Here is a 23,571-nt window from a genome sequence, read left to right as displayed (position 1 = left end):
GACTCACCTCCGGACCCTGGTACCCCCGCCCCCGGAGGGGCATGCGCGTCCCCGCCGACGGGTCGCCCGGCGTGGACGAGCGGCGGGGGACCGGTCGCGGGCCGATCTGACGGGCCGGCCGTGGCGCGCCATGATGGGCTCATGAGCGATCAGGACGAACGTCCCTCGTCCGCCCTCGCGGCGGCCGCCGCGTCGGGTGCGGGGGAGGGTGCGGGCACCGGCGACCTGGTCGCCTCGCCGGGCGCGGTCATGCGGGTGGCCGGGATGGTCGGCAAGCTCGTCGAGGAGGTCCGCTCGGCGCCGCTCGACGAGGCGGGACGCTCACGGCTGGCCGACATCCACGAGCGCTCGATCCGCGAGCTCGAACAGGGCCTGGCCCCGGAGCTGCGCGACGAGCTGCACCGGATCACGCTGCCGTTCACCTCGGAGGCGACGCCCTCGCAGGCCGAGCTGCGGATCGCCCAGGCACAGCTGCTCGGCTGGCTCGAGGGGCTCTTCCACGGCATCCAGAGCGCCGTGCTCGCGCAGCAGATGGCCGCGCGCGGGCAGCTCGAACAGATGCGTCAGGGCCGCGGCCGTCCCGCGGCGAGCGGGGACGGCGGCGGCGGGCAGTACCTGTGAGGGACCTGTGAGGGTCGGTCAGGGGGCTTCGTAGACGACGGCGCCGGCCTCGGGGGTGGCGACGCGGCGGTCACCGCGCAGCGCGACGCGGCGCTCGTCCTCGGTCAGGCCGCCCCAGACGCCGTAGGGCTCGCGGGTGGCCAGCGCGTGCCGGCGGCACGGCTCGATCACCGGGCAGCTCGCACACACCTTCTTGGCCTCGGCGGCGCGGTGCTCGCGACGCGGTCCGCGCTCCCCGTCCGGGTGGAAGAAGAAGCTCGAGTCCATCCCGCGGCACGACCCGTGGAGCTGCCAGTCCCACTCGTCGATGATCGGGCCGGGCAGGAGGCGGATGTCGGCCATGGCGGTCCTCCCATTCAGGGCGTCCGGGCGGGGGACTGTTCTCCCGGAACCGGAGGTGCAGGCGCGGTATCCCCCGCGCTCCGAGACGCCAAACACCCCTGAACGGCCCAGTGCGGGTCACGATCGAGCGTCGGGTGCGTCATGCTCGGCGTGTCACCACCCGCCGGCGGGCTGCACGACATCGTCCGGGCGGTCGTCCGGGCCGTGAACAGGTGCCCACGGGGGGTGACGAGTAGGCTCGCCACCACGGCAAGTACGTTGCCCGTGGATCGACGAGGAGTGCTCGGCGCACGCCCCGAGCGCACCCGACCAGACCGGAGGGGGACCAGACCGTGGCCACCGATGACGACCTCACCGCGGAGGACCCGCTGGGCGTCGATGTGCAGCGGTCGAACGGCGCGTCGGTGATCCGGCTGGCCGGCGAGATCGACATGCTGACGACGCCCGCGCTGCGCGCCAAGGTGAACGAGGAGCTCCAGGGCAAGCCCACGGTGCTCGTGCTCGACATGCTGTCCGTCGAGTTCCTCGGGTCGAGCGGCCTCGCGCTGCTCGTCGAGGCGCTCGACGAGTCCCGCAACCGGGACGTCGCGCTGCGCCTCGTGGCGAACTCGCGACCGGTGAGCCGGCCGCTGCAGGCCACGGGGCTGACCGACCTGTTCGCGCTCTACCCCTCGGTCGAGGCCGCGCTCGCCGGATGACCGGTGCGGGGGCCTGCCGTCGGCACCGCCTGCGCCGATACGGTGACACCCCGCCACCGCCCGCCTCACCTGCCGCGAAACGGAGATCAGCAGCCGTGCAGACGCCGGAACCGCAGCAGCGTGATCGTTCGTCCACCGCCACCGATCCGGGCACCGGCTCGGGCGGACTGGCCGAGACCCCGACGCCCGTCGAGGTCCGCGTGCACGCCGACCCCGCGCTGATCCCGTCGGTGCGCGCCGTCGCGGCGGACCTCGCCGCGCGCGCCGACTTCGACCTCGACGCCGTCTCCGACCTCCGCATGGCGGTCGACGAGGCGTGCTCGGCGCTGGTGCCGCTGGCCCGCGAGGGCGGGCAGCTCCGCTGCGGGTTCGCGATGTCCGACGGGCGGATCGACGTGATCTGCCGGGTCCCGGTCACCGGGGACGCCGCGCTGCGCCAGGACACCTTCGGCTGGCGCGTGCTCACCACGCTCACCGACGACGCCCAGGTCCTCGACGCCGACCCGGAGTGGCTCGGCATCCACCTGCGCAAGCAACGGCTCGACCCGTGAGCGAGGCGGCGCGCGCCCTGCCGGGCCGCGCGGGCGGGTCGTCGGGCTCCCGGAACGAGGACTCGTACGAGCACCTGGTCCCGATGCTCACCGAGCACGCCGGGCTCGACCAGGACGACCCGCGTCGCGAGGTGCTGCGCGACCGGCTCGTCGAGGGGTACCTGCCGCTGGCGCGGCACATCGCGCGACGCTTCGCCCAGCGCGGCGAGCCGCAGGAGGACCTCGAGCAGGTCGCCACCGTGGGCCTGATCCACGCCGTCGACCGCTTCTCGCCGGAGCGGGGCTCGGACTTCCTGTCGTACGCGGTGCCGACCATCACCGGCGAGGTCCGGCGCTACTTCCGGGACAAGGCGTGGTCGACGCGTGTGCCCCGGCGCCTCAAGGACCTGCGCCTGGCCATCGGGTCGGCGATGCCGCACCTGTCGCAGGAGCTCAACCGCGCGCCCACCGCCGGCGAGCTCGCCGAGCACCTCCAGCGCAGCCGCGAGGAGGTCCTCGAGGCGCTCGAGGCCGCCAACGCGTACCGCTCCAGCTCGCTGGACGACATGCTCGTCGACGACCCGTCGTCCGGGCGGCTCGCCGACGTGCTGGGGTCCGCGGACGCCGAGCTGGAGCAGGTCGAGCACCGCGAGACCGTGCAGCCGGCCCTGCGCAAGCTGCCCGAGCGCGAGCGCACGATCGTCATGCTGCGGTTCTTCGGGGGCATGACCCAGACCCAGATCGCCGAGCGCGTGGGCGTGTCGCAGATGCACGTCTCGCGCCTGCTCACCCGCACCCTCGCGACCCTCCGCGCCGACCTCTCGGACCCGCCGGCGTCGTAGGGCTCCCTGCGAGCGATGCGGCATGGCTGGCGTCCACCGCCAGGATCGCCACATCCTCGCCCGCGCGGCACGCCGTGGGCTGCTCGGCGCACGGGGTGTGCCAGCGTGGCGTCCACGCTGGCACTCAACGTCGGGAAAGCCCCCACGATCACTCCGGCTCACGCGGCGACGGGCAGGCGCAGGTAGCTCCGCAGCAGCAGCGAGCGCCGCCGCACCGCGCCCCTCGTGCGGTGCAGCGTCGGCATCCGCTCGGCCAGCGCCGCCAGCGCGACGCGCGCCTCGAGCCGGGCCAGCGGCGCACCGAGGCAGTAGTGGATGCCCCCAGAGAACGCGAGGTGCTCGCCGCGCGTCGGGCGGTCGAGGTCGAACACGTCGGGGTCGGCGTGCACCGCCGGGTCGTGCCCGGCCGCCCCGAGCATCGCCAGGACCACGGTGTCCGGCGCGACGTCCCGCTCGCCGAGTGACACCGTCTCGTGCGGCGTGCGCGCGGTGAACCGGATCGGCGCGTCGAAGCGCAGGCTCTCCTCGACGGCGTCGGCGGCGCGCGCCGGGTCGGCGGCCAGCCGGGCCCAGGGCTCGCGGGCGTCGGTCATGGCGGCGACGGCGTTGCCCAGCAGCGTGCTCGTCGTCTCGAACCCGGCGAGCAGCAGCAGCGCGGCGAGGCTGATCGTCTCCTCGACGTCGGCGTCCTGCGCGGCGAGGTGGCTGAGGAGGTCGTCGGAGGGGTCGTGCCGCCGCCGTGCGAGCAGGTCGCCGAGCAGCCCGCGCAGCTCGCCGACCGCGGCGTCGAGCCGGTGCAGCGCGCGCGCCGACCGCACCCCGCCCAGCCCGGCGCCGACCGACCGCCCCCACCGCGCGAACGACGCCGCGTGTTCGTCCGGCACGCCCAGCAGCTCGGCGATCACGGCGACCGGCAGCGGCGTCGCCACCGCGGCGACCAGGTCGAACCGCTCCCGCCGCACCGCGTCGTCGACCAGCCGCTCGGCCAGCCGGACGACCAGCGGCTCGTACGCCTCCACCCGCGCCGGCGTGAACCAGCCGCCCACGAGCCGCCGCAGCCGCGTGTGCTCCGGCGGGTCCATGCCGAGGAACGACAGGTCGACGGGCTCGAGCAGCGGGTCGCGGGCGCCCGCCACCGACCCGCCGAGCGAGCCGCCGTCCCGCGGTCGCACCAGGAAGCGGCGGTCCCGCACGAGGTCGCGGCACAGCGCGTGGGTGGCGACGACGAGCACGCCGGTGCGGCTCGCGTAGGGCTGCGGGCCCTGGAGCAGCTGCCGGTGCACCGACGTCGGGTCGTCGATCCAGGGGCGGTGGAGCAGGCGCAGCACCGGGTCGCCGGCCGCGGCCATGGCCAGCCCGCCGGCGCGCATCACCGCCAGCCGCGCGCCGAGGGCGACGTCGCGCCGGAGGTCCATGACGCGATCCTGGCGCGGGTCGGGACGGCGGGGAAGCCGGGTGATCGTGGGGGGTTTCCTGACGTTGAGTGCCAGCGTGGACGCCACGCTGGCAACCCCCCCGCTCGCACCGGGCTCAGCGCAGGGCGTGCCGGCCCTCGTCGTCGCGGCGGGTGCGGCCCTGGCGGGCGAGGTACTCCAGCAGCGGCACCGCCACGCGTCGTGTCGTGCCCAGCGCCTGGCGGGCCTCGGACAGCGTGAACGGCGAGGGCAGGCCGGCGAGCCGGGCCACGGCCACGTCCACCGCGTCGGGCGCCAGGTAGATCCCGTCGCCCACCTTCAGCAGCGCGCCCGCCTGCACCGCCGCGCCCAGCTCGCGGGTGCGCAGGCCCAGCTCGGCGAGCCGGTGGGCCTCGGGTGCCGCGAAGGGCGCCTCCGCCAGCTCCGAGCGCACCGTCGCCACGGCCGCCCGCACCCCCTCGGGCAGCCCGCCGGCGTCCCGCGACCGGATCCGCCCGCCCGCCGCGACCAGCGACGACGCGCCCGGCTCGGCGAGCACGAGGTCGAGCAGGCGCGGCTCGGGCAGCTCCAGCGCCCGCGCCGCGGCCTTCGCCGGCAGGCCCGCGTCGAGCGGCTGCGCCTCCGCGTGCGCGGCGACCGCCGCCACCAGCCGCGACGCCAGCGTCGGCAACCATCCCGGGTCGACCAGCCACCCGCCCGCCGACGGGATCTCGTCGGGCACCGACGCCCCGAGCGCCACCAGCTCGTCGCGCTGCATGAGGTGCCGCCGCGCCAGCTCCCCGAGGGCGTCCGGCGTCCCGTCGGTCGCCGCGAGCTCCCCGGCCCGCGCCCGCGCCGCGCCGCGCCGCCGCAGCGCGGGCGGCCGGACGTCGAGCACCGTCACCCCGCCCAGCACGCGGTGCGCGCCCGGGTCCCGGAGCAGGGCGTGGTCGCCGGGCCGCAGCGGCAGCGGTTCGCGCAGCGTCAGCCGCACCATCCGCTCGGCGCCGGGTTCGGTGGACAGCGGCCGCACCCGTGCCGCCACCGCCGCCGACCCGACGTGCAGCATCACCTGCTGCGGCAGGTCGACCGCGACGTCGGCGCCGCGCGGCGGCCCCACCCGCACGTCGACGACGTCGGAGCGCAGCCACTTCCCGGGCGTCGTCAGCGCGTCGCCGCGCCCGACCTCGTCGAGGCCCACCCCGCGCAGGTTCAGCGCCACCCGCGCGACGGCCGCCACCGGGTCGACGCTCTCGCCCAGCGCCTGCAGCCCGCGCACGGTCACCGTCCGCGACCCGAGCGCCAGCTCGTCGCCGACGTGGATCGTCCCGGCCCCGAGCGTCCCGGTCACCACGGTGCCCGCGCCCCGCACGGTGAACGCGCGGTCGACCCACAGGCGCACGTCGGCGTCGAGGTCCGGCGCCGGCAGCCCGCCCACCAGCGCCGACAGCGCGGAGCGCAGCTCGTCCAGCCCGGCGCCGGTCGCCCCCGACACGCACACCGCCGGCAGCCGCCCCAGCGACGACTCCGCGAGGTGCTCCAGCGCCTCGTCCCGCGCGAGCTCCGGGTCGGCCAGGTCGCTGCGGGTGACGACGAGCAGCCCGTCGCGCACCCCGAGCGCGTCGAGGGCGTCGAGGTGCTCGGTCGACTGCGGCATCCACCCCGAGTCCGCCGCGACGACGAACATCGTCGCCGGCACCGGGCCCACCCCGGCGAGCATCTGCGTCACGAACCGCTCGTGGCCCGGGACGTCGACGAAGGCGACCGGCTCGGCGGAGCCGGGCAGCGTCGTCCACGCGAAGCCGAGGTCGATCGTCATGCCGCGCCGGCGCTCCTCGGCCCAGCGGTCGGGCTCCATCCCGGTCAGCGCGCGGACCAGCGTCGACTTCCCGTGGTCGACGTGCCCGGCGGTCGCCACGACCCTCACGGCAGGGCCGCCCGCACCGCCACCACCAGCCGCGGGTCCTCCGACGGCGGCACCGACCGCAGGTCCAGCACGCACCGGCCCTGCTCGACGCGCGCCACCACGGGGTCGGACCCGAGACGCAACGCCGACGCCAGCGACGACGGCAGGGCCACCCCGGCGCTCGGCAGCTCGACCCCCGGCGCGCCGCCGCCGCCGACCTGCGCGGCGCAGTCGACCGCCGCCGCCGGCTCCCCGATCGCCGCGGCCACCTCGGCGGCCCGCGCGCGCAGCGAGGCCAGGTCCGCGGCGAGCATCGCGCGCACCGGCGGCTCCGGCCCGCGCAGCGTCGCCTCGAGCGCCGCCAGGGTCAGCTTGTCGACGCGCAGCGCCCGCGCGAGGGAGTGGCGGCGCAGCCGGTGGACGAGGTCGGCGTCGCCGAGCAGCAGCCCGGCCTGCGGCCCGCCGAGCAGCTTGTCCCCGGACGCCGTCACCAGCGGCACCCCGCCGCGCAGCTCGGTGGCCGCGTCGGGCTCGTCGGGCAGCAGCGGGTGCGGCGCGAGGAGCCCGGACCCGATGTCGGCGACGACGGGCACGCCCAGCCCGGTCAGCGCCGACGCCGGCACCGACGACGTGAAGCCCGTGACGACGAAGTTCGAGGGGTGGACCTTGAGGACCATGCCGGTCTGCGGGCCGATCGCGTCCGCGTAGTCGTCCACCCGCACCCGGTTGGTCGTGCCGACCTCGCGCAGCCGCGCGCCGGTCGACTCGAGCAGGTCGGGCAGCCGGAACCCGTCGCCGATCTCGACCATCTCGCCGCGCGCGATGACGATCTCCCGCCCGCCGCCGGCCAGCGCCGTCGCCGCCAGGATCAGCGCCGCGGCCCCGTTGTTGACGACGTGCACCCCGCCCGCGTCGGGCACCGCGGCCGCGAGCGCGGCGAGCGCCCCCGCGCCGCGACGCCCCCGCCCGCCCGTGGCCAGGTCGAGCTCGACGTCGGTCGTGCCGGCGGCCGCGTCCAGCGCGTCCCGGGCGGCCGCGGACAGCGGCGCGCGCCCCAGGTTCGTGTGCAGCAGCACCCCGGTGGCGTTGAGGACGGGGCGCATGCTCGCGGCCGTGCGGGGGAGGGAGGCGACGACCTCGTCGGCCACGGCCTCCGGCGCGATCTCCCCGGCCCGCGCCCGGCCCTGCGCGGCGACGACGACCTCCTTGACACGCGCGCGCCCCAGCGTCGCCAGCGCCGGCTCCAGCCGCGCGTCGGCGAGCACCGTGTCGGTCCGCGGCACCCGGCGGCGGTGATCGTCGCTCACGGCGCCCATTGTGCGCTCACAGGCCGACGGCCCACGCCCCCGCCGAGGTCAGCAGGCCGACGGCGACGACCGATCCGGTGACGGCGACGAGCAGCCGGCGCGGGAAGGCGCTGCGCACCATGAGCAGCGACGGCAGGCTCACCGCGGGCAGGGTGACGAGCAGCGCCGCGGCCAGTGGCCCGGACACCCCCACCGCGAGCAGCGCCACCACCACCGCGACCTCGGCGCCGGTCGGGATCGGCAGCAGCGTCCCGGCGACGGCCAGCAGGACGACCGCGACGACGGCGAGCACGACCCCCGTGCCCGTCAGCCACGACGCGCCGACCGGGAACAGCACGCCGCGGAACGCGCCCAGGGCGACGACGAGCAGCAGGTACTCGGGCAGCAATCGGACGGCGAGCCCGCCGAGCGCCCGCAGGAAGCGCACGACCAGCGGGCGGCCGTCCGCCGAGGGCTCCTCGGCGACACCGACGACGTCGGCGGCGTCCACCACGGCGTCGCCGGGGGCGCGCCGCGCCCACCACCGGCCGAGCGCGACCGCCGCGACGACGACCGCGACCCCGGCGGCCGCGCGCAGCACGGTCCACGGCCACGGCAGGACGAAGGCGCAGAAAGCGAGGACGACAGGGTTGAGCGCGGGGTTCGCGAGCCAGTACGCGAGCGTCGCGGTCAGGTCCGCGGCACGCCGCCGCAGCCCGACCGCGACCGGCGCGGCGCAGCACGAGCACATCAGCGACGGCAGGGCCAGCGCGCTCCCGCGCACACCGCCGCGCACGCCCGCGCCGAACACCCGGGCGATCCACGCGGAGGGCAGGGCGACCCGCACCGCCGCCGCCAGCACGAGCCCGACGACGAGCGCGGGCCAGATCGCCAGGAAGTACGTGCCGGCGAACTCCACGCCGGCACCCAGCGACACCCCGGGCGGGGCGGGCTCCCCGCCGGTGAGGATGGACGGTCCGAGCGAGTGCGAGCCCGCCACCGACGGGACCTTCACCCAGTACGGCGCCCACTTCGCCCACAGCAGGCCCCCGACGACCAGTACCGCGAACCCCGCCAGCACCGCCCACGGCGGCGGCCCCGTCCGGCGCCGCACCTCGACCCGCGCGTCCGTCACGGCCACCGATCGTCACACGACGGCGACGCCGCCGCCCGACGGCGGCGTGAGCGCCGGCCGCCACCCGCGCGGGGCAGTACCGACGTCAGGCGAAGGTGCGGTCCGGCGGGGCCACGTCCTGGTCCATCGTCGAGCGCCGCTGCTCGAGGCGCTCTCGCTGCGGGACGACGATGTGGGCCGGATCGTTCGCCGAGGCGATGCCCGCGTCGAACACGCCGAACCGCGTCAGCGCCGAGCCCGCCATCAGCGCCAGCCCGGACAGGGCCGCCGACCAGCGACGACGCCGGCCCAGCAGGGTCCCGACGGCCCCGGCGGCGAGGCACGCCTTCGACGCGCGCATCAGCGTGTGCGCCCGGCCCTTCCGGTACACGTCGCCGAGCAGGCCCAGCTGGCGCTCCATGACCTCGCCCGCGGCGAGCTCCACCGCGGCGCCCGCCACGGCCAGCCGCGCCGCGGGCACGTTGTCGCGGACCGACGACCCGACCAGCCCCATCCCGCCGCCGGCCGCCGCCGCGCTGCCGGCGAACACGATCGGCAGGTGGCGGTGCGCCTCGTGCCAGGTCGGCACCGCGGTGTTCGAGAACAGCACCGCGGTGTAGGTGCCGAGCGCCGGGCCGATGACCGCGGACGCGGCCCCGGAGGCGTTGCCCGCGCGCCGGACGACGCGCGCGAGCCCGTGGGCGCCACGCCGGCGCAGGGACGGCTCCACCACCTCGGCGGCCGCGGTCGCCGCGGCGAAGGTCGCGAACGGCGAGAGGATCCAGGTGCCGACCGACAGCGGCGAGGTCGGCTTGAAGACCCGCAGCATGTGCAGGAACCGGGACGGGCGGTGCAGGTCGTGGACGAGGAACACGGTGCCGCCGACCGCCCCGCCGGCCGCGGCCAGGCGTCCCGTGCGCCGCAGCGTCGGGCGGTCCGTCGCCCCGCCGAGCGCGCCGAGCCCGGCCGACGTCGCGGCGAGCCCACCGAGGAACAGGTACAGCGGGACGTCCGGGTTCTTCCACACCGGCGCCTTGATGATCGGGCGGCCGTAGTACGAGCGGAACTCGGCCTCGGGGACCTGCAGCTGCTCGCCCTTGCGTCCCCGCCCGCGCCGCTCGCTGCCGCGGTCGGCCTCGCGGCCCTCGTCGTGCCCGAACCGGGTCGGGATCTCGGCCGGGTTGGTGTCGGTCACCGCCGACCTCCCTTCCAGAACGCCGCGACGACGGCCGCACCGAGGCCGACCGCCGTGAGCGCCGCGTTGCGCCACATCTCGGGCAGGTCCCGGGTGGTGACGATCGGGTCCGGCGGCAGCCCGTAGACCTCCGGCTCGTCGAGCAGCAGGAAGAACGCCCCGTCGCCGCCGACCCCGTCGTCGGGGTCGCGCCCGTAGAGCCGCGCCTCCTGGACGCCGCGTCCGTGCAGCTCGGCGAGGCGGGCGTCGGCCGCGGCCTGCAGCTCGTCGAGGTCGCCGAACTGGATGGAGTTCGTCGGGCACGCCTTCGCGCACGCCGGCTCGAGGCCCTCGCCGAGCCGGTCGTAGCAGAGCGTGCACTTGTGGGCGCCGCCGTCGGACTCGCGCACGTCGATGACGCCGTAGGGGCACGACGGCACGCAGTAGCCGCAGCCGTTGCAGATGTCGTCCTGCACGACGACCGTGCCGAACTCGGTGCGGAAGAGCGCGCCGGTCGGGCAGACGTCCAGGCACCCGGCGTGCGTGCAGTGCTTGCAGACGTCCGATGACATCAGCCAGCGCACGTCGCGCTCGTCGTCGGGGGTCTGCTGGCCGTGCGCGCCGCTGTCCGGGAGCAGTGCGAGGAGATCGACGGTCCCGCCGTCGGGCGGCGCCGTCGCGGCGTCGCGCGGCGTGTGGCCGTTGCCCCCGCCGTGCACCGCGGGCAGCCCGGCGGGCAGGAAACCGGTCTGCTGACCACCGTGCGCGGGCGTCGCCGTGCCGTGCGGGCGGACGTCCTCGATGAACGCCACGTGCCGCCACGACGAGGCGCCGAGGTCACCGGTGTTGTCGTACGACATCCCGGTGAGGCGGTAGAGGTCGGAGGCGTCGGTGCCGTCGTCGGGCACCAGGTTCCACTCCTTGCACGCCACCTCGCAGGCCTTGCAGCCGATGCACACCGAGGTGTCGGTGAAGAAGCCCACCCGCTTGGGGTGATCGCCCGACCAGCCCGCGTCGGTCGAGGGGTCCGGCAGCGGCCCGGACAGCGACGGCGTGGTCCCGGAGAACGCGTCCCAGACCTTCCCGCCCGCCCGGTCGAAGACGTTGGTCACGTGATGCCTCCCGGCTCCACCCCGGCCTTGCGCCGGTAGGACTCGACGAACTCGAGCAGCGCGGGTCCGCGAGGTCGACGCCCGGGCTGGATGTCGCAGGTCGCCACCTTCGACTCCTGGATGTGGACGTTGGGGTCCATGACGACGCCGAGCAGGTCGTTCGCCGGGTCGCCCTGGGACAGGCCGTTGGACCCCCAGTGGTAGGGCAGTCCGATCTGGTGCACCACGTGGTCCCCGATGCGCAGCGGCTTCATGCGCTCGGTCACGACGACGCGGGCCTCGATCGCGGTCCGCGCCGAGATCAGCGTGGCCCACCCGAGGTGCTCGAGGCCCCGTTCGCGGGCCAGGGCGGGGGAGACCTCGCAGAAGAACTCCGGCTGGAGCTCGGAGAGGTAGCCCAGGAATCGGCTCATGCCGCCCGCGGTGTGGTGCTCGGTGAGCCGGTAGGTCAGGAAGACGTAGGGATACGTCTCCGACATGGCCGGGTTCAGCCGGTTCCACGCCCGGTCGATGTCCTCGCGGGCCGGGTTGTCCTGCTGGTCGTGCAGGAGGTTCGCCACCGGGGACTCGACGGGCTCGTAGTGCGTGGGCATCGGGCCGTCCGCGAGCCCGGTCGGCGCGTAGAGCCACGCCTTCCCGTCGGCCTGCATGATGAACGCGTCGGTGCCCGACAGGGCGTCCTCGGCGTGCGCACCCTCCGGCGGCCGGTACGACGGCGGCTTCGTCGCCTCGAAGTCGGGGACGTCGTGGCCGGTCCACGAGCCCTGCTCGGCGTCCCACCACACGTAGGCCTTGCGCTCGCTCCACGGCCTGCCGTCGGCGTCGGCGGACGCGCGGTTGTAGAGCGTGCGCCGGTTGGCGGGCCACGCCCAGCCCCACTCCGCCGCGACCCAGTCCTGCTCGGAGCCGGGCGTGCGCCGGTCGGCCTGGTTGACGCCGTCCTTGAACACCCCGGTGTAGATCCAGCAGCCGGCCGACGTCGACCCGTCGGCCTTCATCTGCGTGTAGCTCGACAGGTGGTCGCCGTCGGCGTCGAAGCCGTTGATCTCGGCGAGCACCGACTCCGGGTCCGGCTCGGCGTGCACGCCGAACGTCGGGTAGTCCCAGGTCAGGTCGAGCAGCGGGCGGTCGCGCTCGTCGGTCGAGCCGGCGAGCTTCTCCCGGATCCGCTTGCCGAGGTGGAAGTAGAAGTGCAGCTCCGAGCGGGCGTCACCCGGCGGGTGCACCGCCTCGCGGCGCCACTGCAGCAGCCGCTGGGTGTTGGTGAACGTGCCCGACTTCTCGGTGTGGTTGGCGCACGGCAGGAAGAAGACCTCGGTGCCGATGTCCTCGGTGCGCAGCTCCCCGGTCTCGATCTCCGGGCCGTCCTTCCAGAACGACGCCGACTCGATCATCTGCATGTCGCGGACGACGAGCCACTCGAGGTTCGCGAGCCCCAGGCGCTGCATCTTGCCGTTGGCGTGCCCGATCGCCGGGTTCTCGCCGACGAGGAAGTAACCGAAGGTCTTCTTGTCGATCTGGTCGCGGACGATCCCGTACGTGCCGTGGTTGCCGGTCAGGCGCGGCAGGTACCCGAACGCGAAGTCGTTCTCCGGCGTCGCCGCGTCGCCCCACCACGCCTTGAGCAGGCTGACCAGGTAGGCGTCCATGTGACCCCAGAACCCGGTCTTCGCGGCGTCCGCGTCGAGGAAGCTCCGCAGGTCCTCGTGCAGGTGCGCGTTGGGCATGGGGATGTAGCCCGGCAGCAGGTCGTAGAGCGTCGGGATGTCCGTCGAGCCCTGGATGGACGCGTGCCCCCGCAGCGCGAGGATGCCGCCGCCGGGACGGCCCATGTTGCCCAGCAGCGTCTGCAGGATCGCCGCCGCGCGGATGTACTGCGCGCCGACGGTGTGGTGGGTCCAGCCCACCGAGTACACCCACGCCGTGGTGCGGTCACGGCCGGAGTTCCTCGTGATCGCGCGGGCGACCTCCAGGAACTGCTCGGTCGACATCCCGCACACCGACGCGACCGCCTCGGGCGTGTAGCGCGCGTAGTGCCGCTTGAGCACCTGGTAGACGCAGCGCGGGTGCTGGAGGGTGTCGTCGCGCGGCGGGTCGGCGGGGGCGTGGGCCTGCTCGCCCGCGCCACCGGCGGTGTCCGAGGCGTGCGCGGCGTGGTGCTCGCGCAACTCGGGCTCCCAGTGGTCGCGCATCCCGGCCGCCGGCGCCTCGTAACCCCCGCCCTCCATCTGCCAGGAGATCGGGTCGTAGCGCCCGGTCTCGGGGTCGTAGCCCGAGAAGATGCCCGTGGCGTCCGCGTCGGCGAAGTCCTCGCCGACGATCTCGGCCGCGTTCGTGAAGGTCGTGACGTACTCGCGGAAGTCGAGCTCGTTGTCCAGCACGTAGTGGATGAGCCCGCCGAGGAAGGCGATGTCCGCGCCCGCCCGGAACGGCACGTGCAGGTCGGCCACCGCGCTGGTGCGCGTGAACCGCGGGTCGACGTGGATGACCGTGGCGCCGCGGCGCTTCGCCTCCATGACCCACTGGAAGCCCACCGGGTGGGCCTCCGCCATGTTCGAGCCCTCGATGACGATGCAGTCGCTGTGCTGCAGGTCCTGCTGGAAGTTCGAGGCGCCGCCACGACCGAAGCTGGTCCCCAGACCGGGGACGGTGGCGCTGTGTCAAATGCGCGCCTGGTTCTCCACCTGGATCGCGCCGAGCGCCATGAACAGCTTCTTGATGAGGTAGTTCTCCTCGTTGTCCAGCGTCGCGCCGCCCAGGCTGGAGAAGCCCAGGGTGCGCCGCAGGACGCGGCCGTCGTCGTCGGTGTCCTGCCACCCGCGCCGGCGGGCGTCGATGACGCGGTCGGCGATCATGTCGACCGCCGTGTCGAGGTCGAGGTCCTCCCACTCGGTGGCGTACGGGCGCCGGTAGCGCACGGTCGTCACGCGCGTCGGGGAGGTCACGAGCGACGTCGACGCGGAGCCCTTGGGGCACAGGCGCCCGCGGGAGACCGGCGAGTCGGGGTCGCCCTCGATCTGGGTGACGCGCCCGTCGCGCACGTAGATGTTCTGCCCGCAACCGACGGCGCAGTACGGGCAGACGGACTTGACGACCTCGTCGGCGTCCGCGGTCCGTGGCCCCAGGGCCTGTGTGCGGGGGCTCTGCACGGCGGCGCCGCGTCCGAGCGGGTCGGGCCCGGTGGCCTGCCGGAAGATCGGCCACTCGCCGAGCCAGGTGCGCGCACCCACGTGTTGGCCCCCTGGGGTCGAGGAGAGGTGGTGGTGTGGCTGTGTCGATTGGCGGAGGCGGACGGGAATCGAACCCGCCTGGCCGAGATGCTCGGCCACTACGGTGTTGAAGACCGCGGGGCCCACCAGGAACCCTGACGCCTCCGCGGAGCAGCCTAGGTCGGGGTCCGTGGGCACGCAGGTCGGGGCACGACGGACACTCCGGGCAGGTTCGGGCCGTCGTCCCCGCGGGGAACAGGGCCGGGCGTGTGGACGGCGAGCGACACCCGGCCCGTGGCGGCCCCGTGACCCCCGACCTCGTCCTCGGCGTCGACATCGGCACCACGGCCACGAAGGCCGTCGCGTTCTCGGCCGACGGCGCCGAGCACGGCAGCGGCGAGGCGCCCCACCACCTCGACGAGCCCGAACCGGGCGCCGCCGTCCAGGACCCCGAGGCGGTCTACGAGGCCGTCGGCGACGCGGTCCGCGACGCCCTCGCCGGCCTCGACCCCGCGCGGGTGGCGGCGCTGTCGTTCAGCTCGGCGATGCACGGGCTGCTCGCCCTCGACGACCGCGGCGACCCGATCGGGCCCCTCATCACCTGGGCCGACAGCCGCGCGAGCGACGTCGCCCGCGAGCTGCGGGCCCGCGACGGCGCCCTGGACCTGCACCGCCGCACCGGGACGCCCGTGCACCCGATGAGCCCGCTGGTCAAGCTCGCCTGGCTGCGCCGCGCCCGCCCGAGCCTGCACGCCGCCGCGCACACCTGGGGCGGCATCAAGGAGCTCGTGCTCGCCCGCGCCGCCGGCGCCCGGGTCGCCGACACCTCCTGCGCCTCGGGCAGCGGGCTCCTCGACGTCGCCGCCGGCACCTGGGACCCCGAGGCCCTGGGGATCGCGGGCATCACCCCCGCCGTCCTGGGCGAGCCGGTCGCGCCGACCACCGTCGTCGGGCGGCTGCGCGAGACCGGCTGGGGCCTGCCCACCGGCGTGCCGATGGTCGCGGGCGGCGCGGACGGGCCTCTGGCCAACCTCGGGGTCGGCGCCGTGCGTCCCGGCGTCGCGGCGTGCTCGATCGGCACCAGCGGCGCCCTGCGCGTCACCGTCGAGCGGCCCGCCGTCGACCCCCGCGGTCGCGTGTTCTGCTACGACCTCACCGACGGCCGCTGGGTGGTCGGCGGGGCCGTCACCAACGGCGGGCTGGTCCTCGACTGGGCCCGGGAGACGTTCGGCAGGGACGTCGACGACCTCCTCGCCGCCGCGGCGGAGGTGCCGGCGGGCGCGGACGGCCTGCTCGCCCTGCCCCACCTGCTGCCCGAACGCGCTCCGCACTGGGACGTCGGCGGCGCCGGCGCGCTCGTGGGGCTGCACCGGCGGCACACGCCCGGCCACGTCGTGCGGGCCCTGCTCGAGGGCGTGTGCCTGCAGCTGCGCCTCGTGCTCGACTCGATGCGCGAGGCCGGGTTCGAGGTCGACGAGGTGCGCGCCACCGGCGGCTTCGCGCGCAGCACGCTGTGGCGGCGTCTGCTCACCGACGCCCTCGACCTGCCCGTCGGCTTCCCGACCGTCGACCAGGGCTCGGCCTTCGGCGCCGCGCTGCTCGGGATGCAGGGCGTCGGCCTGCTCCCGCCCGGCCCCGACGCGCTCGTCGACGTCGCCGAGCGCATCCCGCTCGGCGAGACCCGGCACCCGGGCCCCGACGCCCGGGTGCACGCCGCGCGCCTGCCCCTGTTCGAGCGGGCGCACGACGTGCTGGGCCCCGTGATCGACCGGCTGTGATCAGCGGTCGGCGGCGTCCGCGACCGCCTCGAGCTCGACCAGCGCGTCCTCGAGGTGGCCGAGCAGGTGCTGCAGGTGCGGGACGGCCCGCCGGTCGCCCGTGATGCCGATCTCCATGGAGTCGGCGTAGGACATGACCGTGATGTTGAGGGCCTGGCCGTCGAGCGGCACCGAGATCGGGTAGATCCCGCTGAGCTTCGCGCCCTCCCAGTACAGCGGGTCCTTCGGTCCCGGCACGTTGGAGATGATCAGGTTGAAGCCCTGGTTGACCGCCGACGAGCCCGGGACCAGGCCGAGGCCGATCGGGGCGGCGACGACCGCGGACAGCGCGGCGATCGTCATCGGGTCGCGCCCCTGCAGGTTCTGCTTCGCCGCCAGCCCCGACTGGCGGATCTTCCGCAGGCGCTCGGCCGGGTCGGGCTCGTTCGTCGCGAGGTTGACGAGGATCGCGCCCAGCGCGTTGCCCGACCCCGAGTCCTCGAGGGCGACGGGCAGCGCGGCCACCAGCGGCTTGTCGGGCAGCCCGCCGTGGTCGGCGAGGTAGTGCCGCAGGGCACCCGCGCTCATCGCGAGCATGACGTCGTTGACCGTGGTGCCGGTGCGCTCGCGCACCCGCTGGATGCGCTTGAGCGGCCACGACTCCGCGGCGAACCGGCGGGCGCCGGTGATCGGGACGTTGAGCATGGTCGGCGGCGCCTCGAACGGGAGCGCGAGGTCGTGCTCGACGAGTCCGCGGTAGGCCGAGGACAGCAGCGCCGGTCCCACGTTCAGCGACTGCCCAACGCCATCGGCGAGCGTGCCCGCCGTGCGCAGCGCCCCGCCGACGTACTCGCGCGCGGACCCGAGCCACCCCGTCGGCGCGGGGGCCTTCTCGCCCACCGGACGGCTGGCCCGTCCGGGCCGCGGGTCGACGGCCCAGAACGGCGGCATGTCGCGGCGCTCCGGGTCGGTGGAGAGCGCCTTCTCGAGGTGCTTCATCGCGCGCACCCCGTCCATCATCGCGTGGTGGATCTTGCTGTAGACCGCGAAGCGGTCGCCCTCCACGCCCTCGATGAGGTGGAACTCCCACAGCGGGCGGTGCCGGTCGAGCAGGCTGCCGTGCAGGCGGGAGACGAGCTCGAGCAGCTCGCGGATGCGACCCGGCCGGGGCAGGGCCGAGAGCCGGACGTGGTACTCGATGTCGACGTCGTCGTCGTTCACCCAGGACCACTGGCCCAGCGAGGACAGCCCCCGGGTCGCGCGGCGCCGGAACAGCGGCGCGACCTCGACGTCGCCGGAGACGAGCCGTCGGTGCAGGTCGGCGAGGTAGTCCGGCCCGGCGCCCTCGGGTCGGTCGAAGAGCATCAGCGACCCGACGTGGGTCGGTCGTTCCCTCGACTCCGCGAGCAGGAACATCGCGTCCCGGAACGACATGGTCGCCATCGACATCCCTTTCGGCCTCCGGTGCGCCCCCGTCCGCAGACGGGCGCGCCGATTCGTCCGCCAGTGTGACCTACTGGTGAGTCGGTGTCGCGGGATCGCGCCGCGGCACCAGGCCGGTCGTCACCCGGGCGGCGCCGGCCACCGGCCGACTCGCGGAGCACGGTGGCGTCGACGGCGGCACGAGCCGCCCCGGCACGTCCTACGCGAAGCGGCGCGCGACCCCCGGGTAGTCGACGACCAGCCCGGCGTCGTCGTAGACGAGGAGCGCGGTGAAGTCGCCCTCGGAGGTGTAGTCGAACCGGTGGTCGTCGCGCCGGCGGTAGGTCTGGTCGAGGCGCACCACCGCGAGGTCCAGCGCGCGGACGTACACCGCGGACGCCGTGACGACCTCGCCGACCGGCATCGCCATCCGGTGCACCGGCAGCGTGTTCGTGCAGGCGGAGGCCTCGATGTCGATGTCGACGAGCCCGTCGAGGTGCGGGGCCGGTGCACCGTCGACCGTCCAGCTGCCGGCGCCGTCGGACACGAGCACGACCTCGCGCGGCCCGTCGAGGGTGTCGGTCCACACCCGCGCCCAGCGCGTGTGCCAGTCGTCGTCGAGCACGATCTCGTAGCGCACCGCGTAGGGGAGGCCGTCCTCGACCGCCGACGTGTGCCCGCGCAGGCGGCCGGGGGAGGGGTAGACGACCTCGAACCCGTCGACGCCGTCGACGAACCGCCACGCGGCGAAGGCGGGGAACGGGGCGAGCACGATCGGAGAGCCAACCGCTAGCCGGACGATCCGGGCAAGCCCAGGACGTGCACGATCGCGTCCGCGCCGGCCACGGCTCCGCCGCCCCGCGCCGCGTCCTCCCGCATCGCCGCGACGGCAGCGCGCACCGTGACACTGGTCGTGACGTCGTCCACCGCGGCCCGCAGCGCTCCGGCGGTGACCCCGTCGGGCGCGAGACGCCGCCCGAGGTCGAGCTCGGCGACCCGGTCGGCGTTCACGACCTGCTCGGGCATCTGCGGCAGGGCCACCATCGGCACGCCGTGGTGGATCGCCTCCATCGTCGAGTTCATGCCGGCGTGGGTCACGAAGGCCGCCGCGTGCCGCAGCACCGCGAGCTGCGGGGACCAGGCCGCCACCTCCATCGTCGCCGGCAGCGGCCCCAGCGAGGCGGGGTCGACGTCACCGACCGTCATCCGCACCGCGTACCGCCCGTCCGCGAAGGCGTCCCGGCACGCGCGGTAGACGTCGGGGCGGCCGGTGAAGATCGAGCCGAGCGAGACGTAGACCAGCGGGAGGTCGTCGACCGGCGGCGCGAACGGCTCCTCGCCGCGCTCGCCGACCACGGGGCCGAGGAAGAGGAAGCGGTCGTCGAAGGTGTCGCCGGCGGGCTGGAAGGTGCGGGGGACGAAGACGAGGTTGAGGTCCTCGACGACCTCGAGCGTCGCGGCCACGTCGAGCTCCACGCCGTGCTCGCGGGCGAACGCGGCGACGTCCTCGCCCAGCCGGGCGGCCTCGGGGTGGTCGTGGAGCCCGGCGAACAGGGCGTGGTCGATGCCGCGCCAGTGCTCGTTCTCGGCGAGGTTCGGCACGGTCCGCACCGCCGGCACGCCCACCGCGTGCGCCGCGAGCCGTCCGGGCCAGTTGGTGGCGTCGTACACGACGACGTCCGGGCGCCGCTCGCGGGCGTGGGCGAGCAGCACCGGATAGGTCCGCGCGAGCGCGCCGAAGAAGTGGCGCAGCCAGGTGAGGACTGCGTCCGGTCCGACCTCGGCGGGCGGGACGAACGGCGGCAGCCCGGGCAGCTCCACCCATGTGGCACCCCCGCGCGTCACCGCGTCGGCGTGCTCGGGACCGCACGCGAAGGCGACGTCGTGGCCCCGTCGCACGAGCTCGCCGACGATCGGGAGCATCGGCGTGACGTGGCCGTGGCCCGCGAGGGCGACGCACAGGATGCGCGACATGGGCGGCACCGTAGGGACTCGCCGATCCTCCCGACGACGCGATTTCCCGTCACTCCGCCCCGACCAGCGCCGCCGCCATCGCGCGGGCCCGGCGCAGGCGGTCCGGGTCACCGTCGAGCCCGCCGCGGACCATGGCCCCCTCGAGCAGCAGCGACAGGTGCTCGGCGAGCGCGTCGGCGTCCTCGCGGGGCGCCAGCGCCTCCCTCAGCAGCCCCTCGACCTCGGCCTTCTGCCGCGCCACGGTCGCCCGCCCCGGGTCGCCGGCGGGCAGCTCGCCGGCCGCGTTGAGCAGCCCGCAGCCACGGAAGTCGGCGGCGCCCTCGGCGTGCTCCAGGTACGCGTCGAAGACCGCGAGCACGCGGACGCCGGGGCCCGCGTCGGCCGGCAGCGCGGCGAGCCGCTGCTGGTGGAGGTCGAGGAACTCCTGCTGGCGTCGCTCGAGGTAGGCGGCGACGAGCTCGGCCTTCGACCGGAAGTTGTTGTAGAGGCTCATCTTCGCGACGCCCGCGTCCGCGGTGATGACGTCGATGCCCGTGCCCGCCACGCCGTGGGCGTAGAAGCGCGCCGCCGCCGCGTCCAGCAGCTTCGCGCGGGCAGATCCTCGTGCGCTCATGCTGGGTAGACTAGTCTACCTAGTATGACCTTCCTCGACCGACACCTCCTCGTCGACGGCGTCCGCCTGGCCTACCGCGACCGCGGCGAGGGCGACCCCGTGGTGCTCGTGCACGGCACGCCCTCGTACTCCCACGAGTGGCGGCACGTCGCGCCGGCGATCGAGGCCGCGGGCCACCGGGTCATCACCTACGACCTCCTCGGCTACGGCGACTCCGAGCGCCCGCTCGACCGCGACACCTCGGTCGCCGCCCAGACCGAACTGCTGCTCAGCCTGCTCGACGAGCTCGGCGTCACGTGCCCGACCCTGATCACCCACGACATCGGTGGGGCGATCGGCCAGCGCGTCGCCGTCCTGCACCCCGGCACGGTCCGGCGCCTCATGCTCATCGACACCGTCAGCTACGACTCGTGGCCGTCGGAGACCTGGCGGGAGATCATCCGGACCCGCCTCGAGAGCTACGCGGGCATGTCGGCCGAGGACTTCGAGGCGATGATGACCCGCCAGCTCACGATGACCGTCGCCGACGAGTCCGTCATGACCGGCGACGAGCTGCGCGCCTTCCTCGCCCCGCACCGCACCCCGATCGGCCGGACCTCCTTCTTCGAGCACCAGGTCCGCCACTACGACTCGCGCTGGACCGAGGAGCTCACCGACCGGCTCGGCGAGATCGCGGTGCCCGTGCGCATCGTGTGGGGGCGCGAGGACCGGTGGCAGCCCGTCTCCTACGCCGAGCGGCTGGTGAAGGACATCCCGGGCGCCGAGCTCGTCGTGGTCGACGGGGCCGGGCACTTCCTCATGGAGGACGACCCCGACCGCCTCACCCGCGAGGTCCTCGACTTCCTGGCCGGCCCTTGAGGCTGTGCCGTTCCGGCAAGGACCCTGGCCCGGTCGCCGGCGTCGCGTCAGCGTGGTCGCATGACCGACACCAGCGAACTCTTCACCCACGACCGGGAGGCCGCGCTCTGCCGGCGGCTGCTCGGCGATCGGGCCCACGGCCTCGACACCCTCGTCGAGCGGAGGCGCCCCCGGCACGACTCGAACGTGCAACCGTCGGATTAGAAGGCCGATGCTCTATCCGTTGAGCTACGGGGGCTCGCGGGGGAGCGTAGCCCGACCGGACGTGCACCCCACGACGGCGACCTACCCTGGTCGCGTGGCCACCACGACCCCGCCGCCCACCGAGGCGCCGACCCCCGCGGCACGCGCCGCTCCCGGCGGCCTGTTCGCCGCGCAGGTCGGGCCGCTGCTGGCCGTCGCCGCGGTGGTGGCCCTCGCGCTGAGCACGCTGTCGGGCGCGGCGACGTTCGCCCGCCTCGGCCTGCCCGACCCCGGCCCCGTCACCGTCTACGCCCTGCCCGTGGTCCGGGCGATCAGCCAGGTGGCGGCGGCCGCCACGGTCGGCTTCCTGCTGTTCGCGGCCTTCTTCACGCCACCAGCCTCCTCGGGCTGGCTGTCGGCCGACGGGTACCGGGCGGTGCGCGTGGCGTCGTGGTCCGCGGCGTCGTGGTCGGCCGCGGCGCTGCTGATGATCCCGCTCAGCGCGGCCGACGCCTACGGGCGACCGGTCTCCGAGATGCTCGACATTCGCATCCTCGGCGCCTCGGTCACCGGCATCGAGACCACGACGGCGTGGGCGCTCACCGCGCTGGTCGCCCTCGTGGCCCTCGTCGTGACCCGCGTCGTCCTGGGCTGGGGCGCGACCGTGGTCGGCCTCGGCGTCGCGCTCGCCGGGCTCCTCCCGCTCGCCTTCACGGGCCACTCCGCCGGCGGCAGCGCCCACGACGTGGCGAGCAACAGCCTCGTGATGCACGTGATCGCCGCGGCGCTGTGGGTCGGCGGGCTCACCGCGCTCGTCACGCACCTCGCCGCGAAGGGCCGCCACCCCGCGCTCGCCGCGCGGCGGTTCTCCGCGGTCGCGCTCGTCTGCTGGGTCGTGCTCGCGATCTCCGGCGTCGTCAACGCGCTGGTGCGCATCACCCCCGGCGACCTGGTGACGAGCACCTACGGCGCCCTCGTGCTCGTCAAGGTGCTGGCGCTCGTCGCGCTCGGCGGCTTCGGGTGGTGGCACCGCCGGCGGACGCTGCCCGCGCTCGCCGCGGGCGACCAGGGCGCGCTCGTGCGCTTCGCGGGCCTCGAGGTGCTGCTCATGGCGGCGACCTTCGGCGTCGCCGTGGCCCTCGGGCGCACCCCGCCGCCCGTGGTGCCCGCGCCGCTGCCCACGCGCACCGAGGCGCTGCTCGGCTACCCGATCGACGAGCCGCTGACGGCCGCCGGCCTCCTCACCGACGCCCGGTTCGACCTGATCTTCGGCACGCTCTCGCTCGTCCTCGCCGGGCTCTACCTCGCCGGGGTGCGGCGCCTGCGCCGTCGCGGGGACGACTGGCCGGTCGGGCGCACGGTCGCGTGGCTCGCCGCGTGCCTCGTGCTGCTGGTCGCGACGTCCTCGGGCCTCGGCCGGTACGCGCCCGCCGTGTTCAGCGTGCACATGGCCCAGCACATGATCCTCAACATGCTGGTGCCGATCCTGCTCGTCCTCGGCGGGCCGGTGACGCTGCTGCTGCGGGCGCTGCCGCCCGCGGGCGCGGGCGCGCCGCCGGGACCGCGCGAGTGGGTGCTCGCGGCGGTGCACTCGCCGGTCGCGCGGGTCCTGACCCAGCCGCTGGTCGCCCTCGCGCTCTTCGTCGGCAGCTTCTACGTCCTGTACTTCTCGGGCCTGTTCGAGGTCGCGCTCGCGTCTCACTGGGCGCACGTGGCGATGAACCTGCACTTCCTGCTCGTCGGCCTGATCTTCTTCTGGCCGATCGTCGGCATCGACCCGAGCCCTCGTCCGCTGCCGCCCATCGGCCGCCTCGGCCTGCTCTTCGTCGCCATCCCGCTGCACGCCTTCTTCGGGATCGCGGTGATGAGCTCGAACACGGTGATCGGCTCGGGCTTCTACCAGCAGCTCGAGATGCCGTGGATCGACCGGCTCGCCGACCAGACCACCGGCGGCGGCCTGGCGTGGGCGTCGGGCGAGGCGCCGATGCTGCTGGTGCTCGTCGCGCTGCTGGTGCAGTGGTCGCGGGCCGACGAGCGCACCGCGCGGCGCGAGGACCGCCGGGCCGACCGCGACGGCGACGCCGACCTCGAGGCCTACAACGCGATGCTCCGCTCGCTCGCGACGACGGGTCGCCCGGCGTCGACGGCGACCGACGACGACGCCACGCCGGCGGAGGACGAGGCGCCTGACCTGGAGCGACGCCGGAGCTGACCCCCGCGTTGCGGGTCAGCCCGGACGGTCGCGTACAGTTGACGCCGCACCCGGGGAACGGACGCCGACAGCGGCCGGCCGGGAGCCGACCGGGGCCCAGCGCCTCGGGTACAGTCGAAGACCGCGGTCGCGCCGAGCCCTTCGGGTGCACGCACCGACCGCGTCCGATCATCGGACGGACCGACCGGGACCCCCCGGGAACGGCCACGATCGGATCGGGTAAGGTGGTCGACACCGCGAAGAAACGGGCCGGAAACGGCCTCGCAGAAGCGCGTGTGGTTGTCCTTTGAGAACTCAACAGTGTGCTGAATGTTTGGTGTGTTT

At 75.1% G+C, this 23,571-nt stretch carries 19 protein-coding genes and 2 tRNA genes; 7 read left to right on the top strand and 14 right to left on the bottom strand.

The genetic code is table 11. From position 1 onward, the window contains the following. Positions 1-141 precede the first annotated feature (141 nt). A complete protein-coding gene (locus tag PH190_RS27065) occupies positions 142-621 on the top strand; it encodes a bacterial proteasome activator family protein (protein ID WP_274234644.1) in 480 nt (159 codons plus the stop codon). 18 nt (positions 622-639) lie between these two features. On the opposite strand, the gene PH190_RS27060 is transcribed toward PH190_RS27065, so the two are convergent. After that, on the bottom strand, positions 640-963 hold the full coding sequence (locus PH190_RS27060; RefSeq protein WP_274234643.1) for a WhiB family transcriptional regulator: 324 nt from the start codon (positions 961-963) through the stop codon (positions 640-642). A gap of 332 nt (positions 964-1,295) precedes the next feature. Here PH190_RS27060 and PH190_RS27055 point away from each other — a divergent pair, with 332 nt between their 5' ends. The 3 genes from PH190_RS27055 to PH190_RS27045 all read left to right on the top strand — a co-directional run bounded on the left by PH190_RS27055 (position 1,296) and on the right by PH190_RS27045 (position 3,033). After that, entirely contained in the window at positions 1,296-1,661 is a 366-nt protein-coding gene (locus PH190_RS27055) for an anti-sigma factor antagonist (protein ID WP_274192486.1), read from the top strand. Positions 1,662-1,756: 95 nt separating this feature from the next. Further along, positions 1,757-2,212 carry an ATP-binding protein gene (locus PH190_RS27050; RefSeq protein WP_274234642.1) on the top strand — a complete coding sequence of 152 codons (456 nt, stop codon included), beginning with the start codon at positions 1,757-1,759 and terminating at the stop codon, positions 2,210-2,212. Between the two features lie 83 nt (positions 2,213-2,295). Then, positions 2,296-3,033, top strand: coding sequence for an RNA polymerase sigma factor SigF (locus PH190_RS27045; protein ID WP_274234701.1), 738 nt, complete (start codon positions 2,296-2,298; stop codon positions 3,031-3,033). Between the two features lie 158 nt (positions 3,034-3,191). On the opposite strand, the gene PH190_RS27040 is transcribed toward PH190_RS27045, so the two are convergent. The 8 genes from PH190_RS27040 to PH190_RS27005 form a co-directional block, all read right to left on the bottom strand. Then, positions 3,192-4,448, bottom strand: coding sequence for a cytochrome P450 (locus PH190_RS27040; protein WP_274234641.1), 1,257 nt, complete (start codon positions 4,446-4,448; stop codon positions 3,192-3,194). A gap of 115 nt (positions 4,449-4,563) precedes the next feature. Further along, positions 4,564-6,354 carry a selenocysteine-specific translation elongation factor gene (gene selB, locus PH190_RS27035; protein ID WP_274234640.1) on the bottom strand — a complete coding sequence of 597 codons (1,791 nt, stop codon included), beginning with the start codon at positions 6,352-6,354 and terminating at the stop codon, positions 4,564-4,566. Next, positions 6,351-7,649 carry an L-seryl-tRNA(Sec) selenium transferase gene (gene selA / locus PH190_RS27030; RefSeq protein WP_420791718.1) on the bottom strand — a complete coding sequence of 433 codons (1,299 nt, stop codon included), beginning with the start codon at positions 7,647-7,649 and terminating at the stop codon, positions 6,351-6,353. Before selA ends, selB begins: the two co-directional genes overlap by 4 nt. A gap of 7 nt (positions 7,650-7,656) precedes the next feature. Further along, positions 7,657-8,754: a permease gene (locus tag PH190_RS27025; RefSeq protein ID WP_274234638.1), complete on the bottom strand. Its 1,098-nt coding sequence runs from the start codon at positions 8,752-8,754 to the stop codon at positions 7,657-7,659. A gap of 85 nt (positions 8,755-8,839) precedes the next feature. After that, on the bottom strand, positions 8,840-9,928 hold the full coding sequence (gene nrfD / locus PH190_RS27020) for an NrfD/PsrC family molybdoenzyme membrane anchor subunit (RefSeq protein WP_274234637.1): 1,089 nt from the start codon (positions 9,926-9,928) through the stop codon (positions 8,840-8,842). Continuing rightward, on the bottom strand, positions 9,925-10,953 hold the full coding sequence (locus PH190_RS27015; RefSeq protein ID WP_274234700.1) for a 4Fe-4S dicluster domain-containing protein: 1,029 nt from the start codon (positions 10,951-10,953) through the stop codon (positions 9,925-9,927). The genes nrfD and PH190_RS27015 overlap by 4 nt, the downstream gene beginning before the upstream one ends. A 62-nt stretch (positions 10,954-11,015) precedes the next feature. Further along, positions 11,016-14,249 (bottom strand): formate dehydrogenase, encoded by a 3,234-nt coding sequence (fdh, locus tag PH190_RS27010; RefSeq protein ID WP_274234636.1) that lies wholly within the window; start codon positions 14,247-14,249, stop codon positions 11,016-11,018. 49 nt (positions 14,250-14,298) lie between these two features. Then, a tRNA-Sec gene (locus PH190_RS27005) sits at positions 14,299-14,394 on the bottom strand. A gap of 139 nt (positions 14,395-14,533) precedes the next feature. Between PH190_RS27005 and PH190_RS27000 the strand changes: the two genes are divergently transcribed. Beyond that, on the top strand, positions 14,534-16,006 hold the full coding sequence (locus PH190_RS27000; protein WP_274234635.1) for a gluconokinase: 1,473 nt from the start codon (positions 14,534-14,536) through the stop codon (positions 16,004-16,006). On the opposite strand, the gene PH190_RS26995 is transcribed toward PH190_RS27000, so the two are convergent. The 4 genes from PH190_RS26995 to PH190_RS26980 form a co-directional block, all read right to left on the bottom strand. Then, complete coding sequence (locus PH190_RS26995) at positions 16,007-17,428, bottom strand: WS/DGAT/MGAT family O-acyltransferase (RefSeq protein WP_274234634.1); 1,422 nt, start codon at positions 17,426-17,428, stop codon at positions 16,007-16,009. Positions 17,429-17,627: 199 nt separating this feature from the next. After that, a complete protein-coding gene (locus PH190_RS26990) occupies positions 17,628-18,179 on the bottom strand; it encodes a putative glycolipid-binding domain-containing protein (RefSeq protein WP_274234633.1) in 552 nt (183 codons plus the stop codon). 17 nt (positions 18,180-18,196) lie between these two features. Continuing rightward, positions 18,197-19,381 carry a macrolide family glycosyltransferase gene (locus PH190_RS26985; RefSeq protein ID WP_274234632.1) on the bottom strand — a complete coding sequence of 395 codons (1,185 nt, stop codon included), beginning with the start codon at positions 19,379-19,381 and terminating at the stop codon, positions 18,197-18,199. Positions 19,382-19,430: 49 nt separating this feature from the next. After that, positions 19,431-19,994: a TetR/AcrR family transcriptional regulator gene (locus PH190_RS26980; RefSeq protein ID WP_274234631.1), complete on the bottom strand. Its 564-nt coding sequence runs from the start codon at positions 19,992-19,994 to the stop codon at positions 19,431-19,433. Positions 19,995-20,018: 24 nt separating this feature from the next. Between PH190_RS26980 and PH190_RS26975 the strand changes: the two genes are divergently transcribed. Further along, positions 20,019-20,852 carry an alpha/beta fold hydrolase gene (locus tag PH190_RS26975; RefSeq protein ID WP_274234630.1) on the top strand — a complete coding sequence of 278 codons (834 nt, stop codon included), beginning with the start codon at positions 20,019-20,021 and terminating at the stop codon, positions 20,850-20,852. 165 nt (positions 20,853-21,017) lie between these two features. Here the strand turns inward: PH190_RS26975 and PH190_RS26970 are convergent. Beyond that, positions 21,018-21,090 (bottom strand) — tRNA-Arg (locus PH190_RS26970). A 60-nt stretch (positions 21,091-21,150) separates the two neighbouring features. Here PH190_RS26970 and PH190_RS26965 point away from each other — a divergent pair. Beyond that, positions 21,151-23,247 (top strand): bifunctional copper resistance protein CopD/cytochrome c oxidase assembly protein, encoded by a 2,097-nt coding sequence (locus tag PH190_RS26965; protein WP_274234629.1) that lies wholly within the window; start codon positions 21,151-21,153, stop codon positions 23,245-23,247. Positions 23,248-23,571 lie beyond the last annotated feature (324 nt).

Origin of the sequence: Actinomycetospora straminea (genome assembly GCF_028737255.1) — a bacterium.
Lineage (GTDB): Bacteria > Actinomycetota > Actinomycetes > Mycobacteriales > Pseudonocardiaceae > Actinomycetospora > Actinomycetospora straminea.
This window is presented reverse-complemented; position numbering and strand designations above follow the sequence as displayed.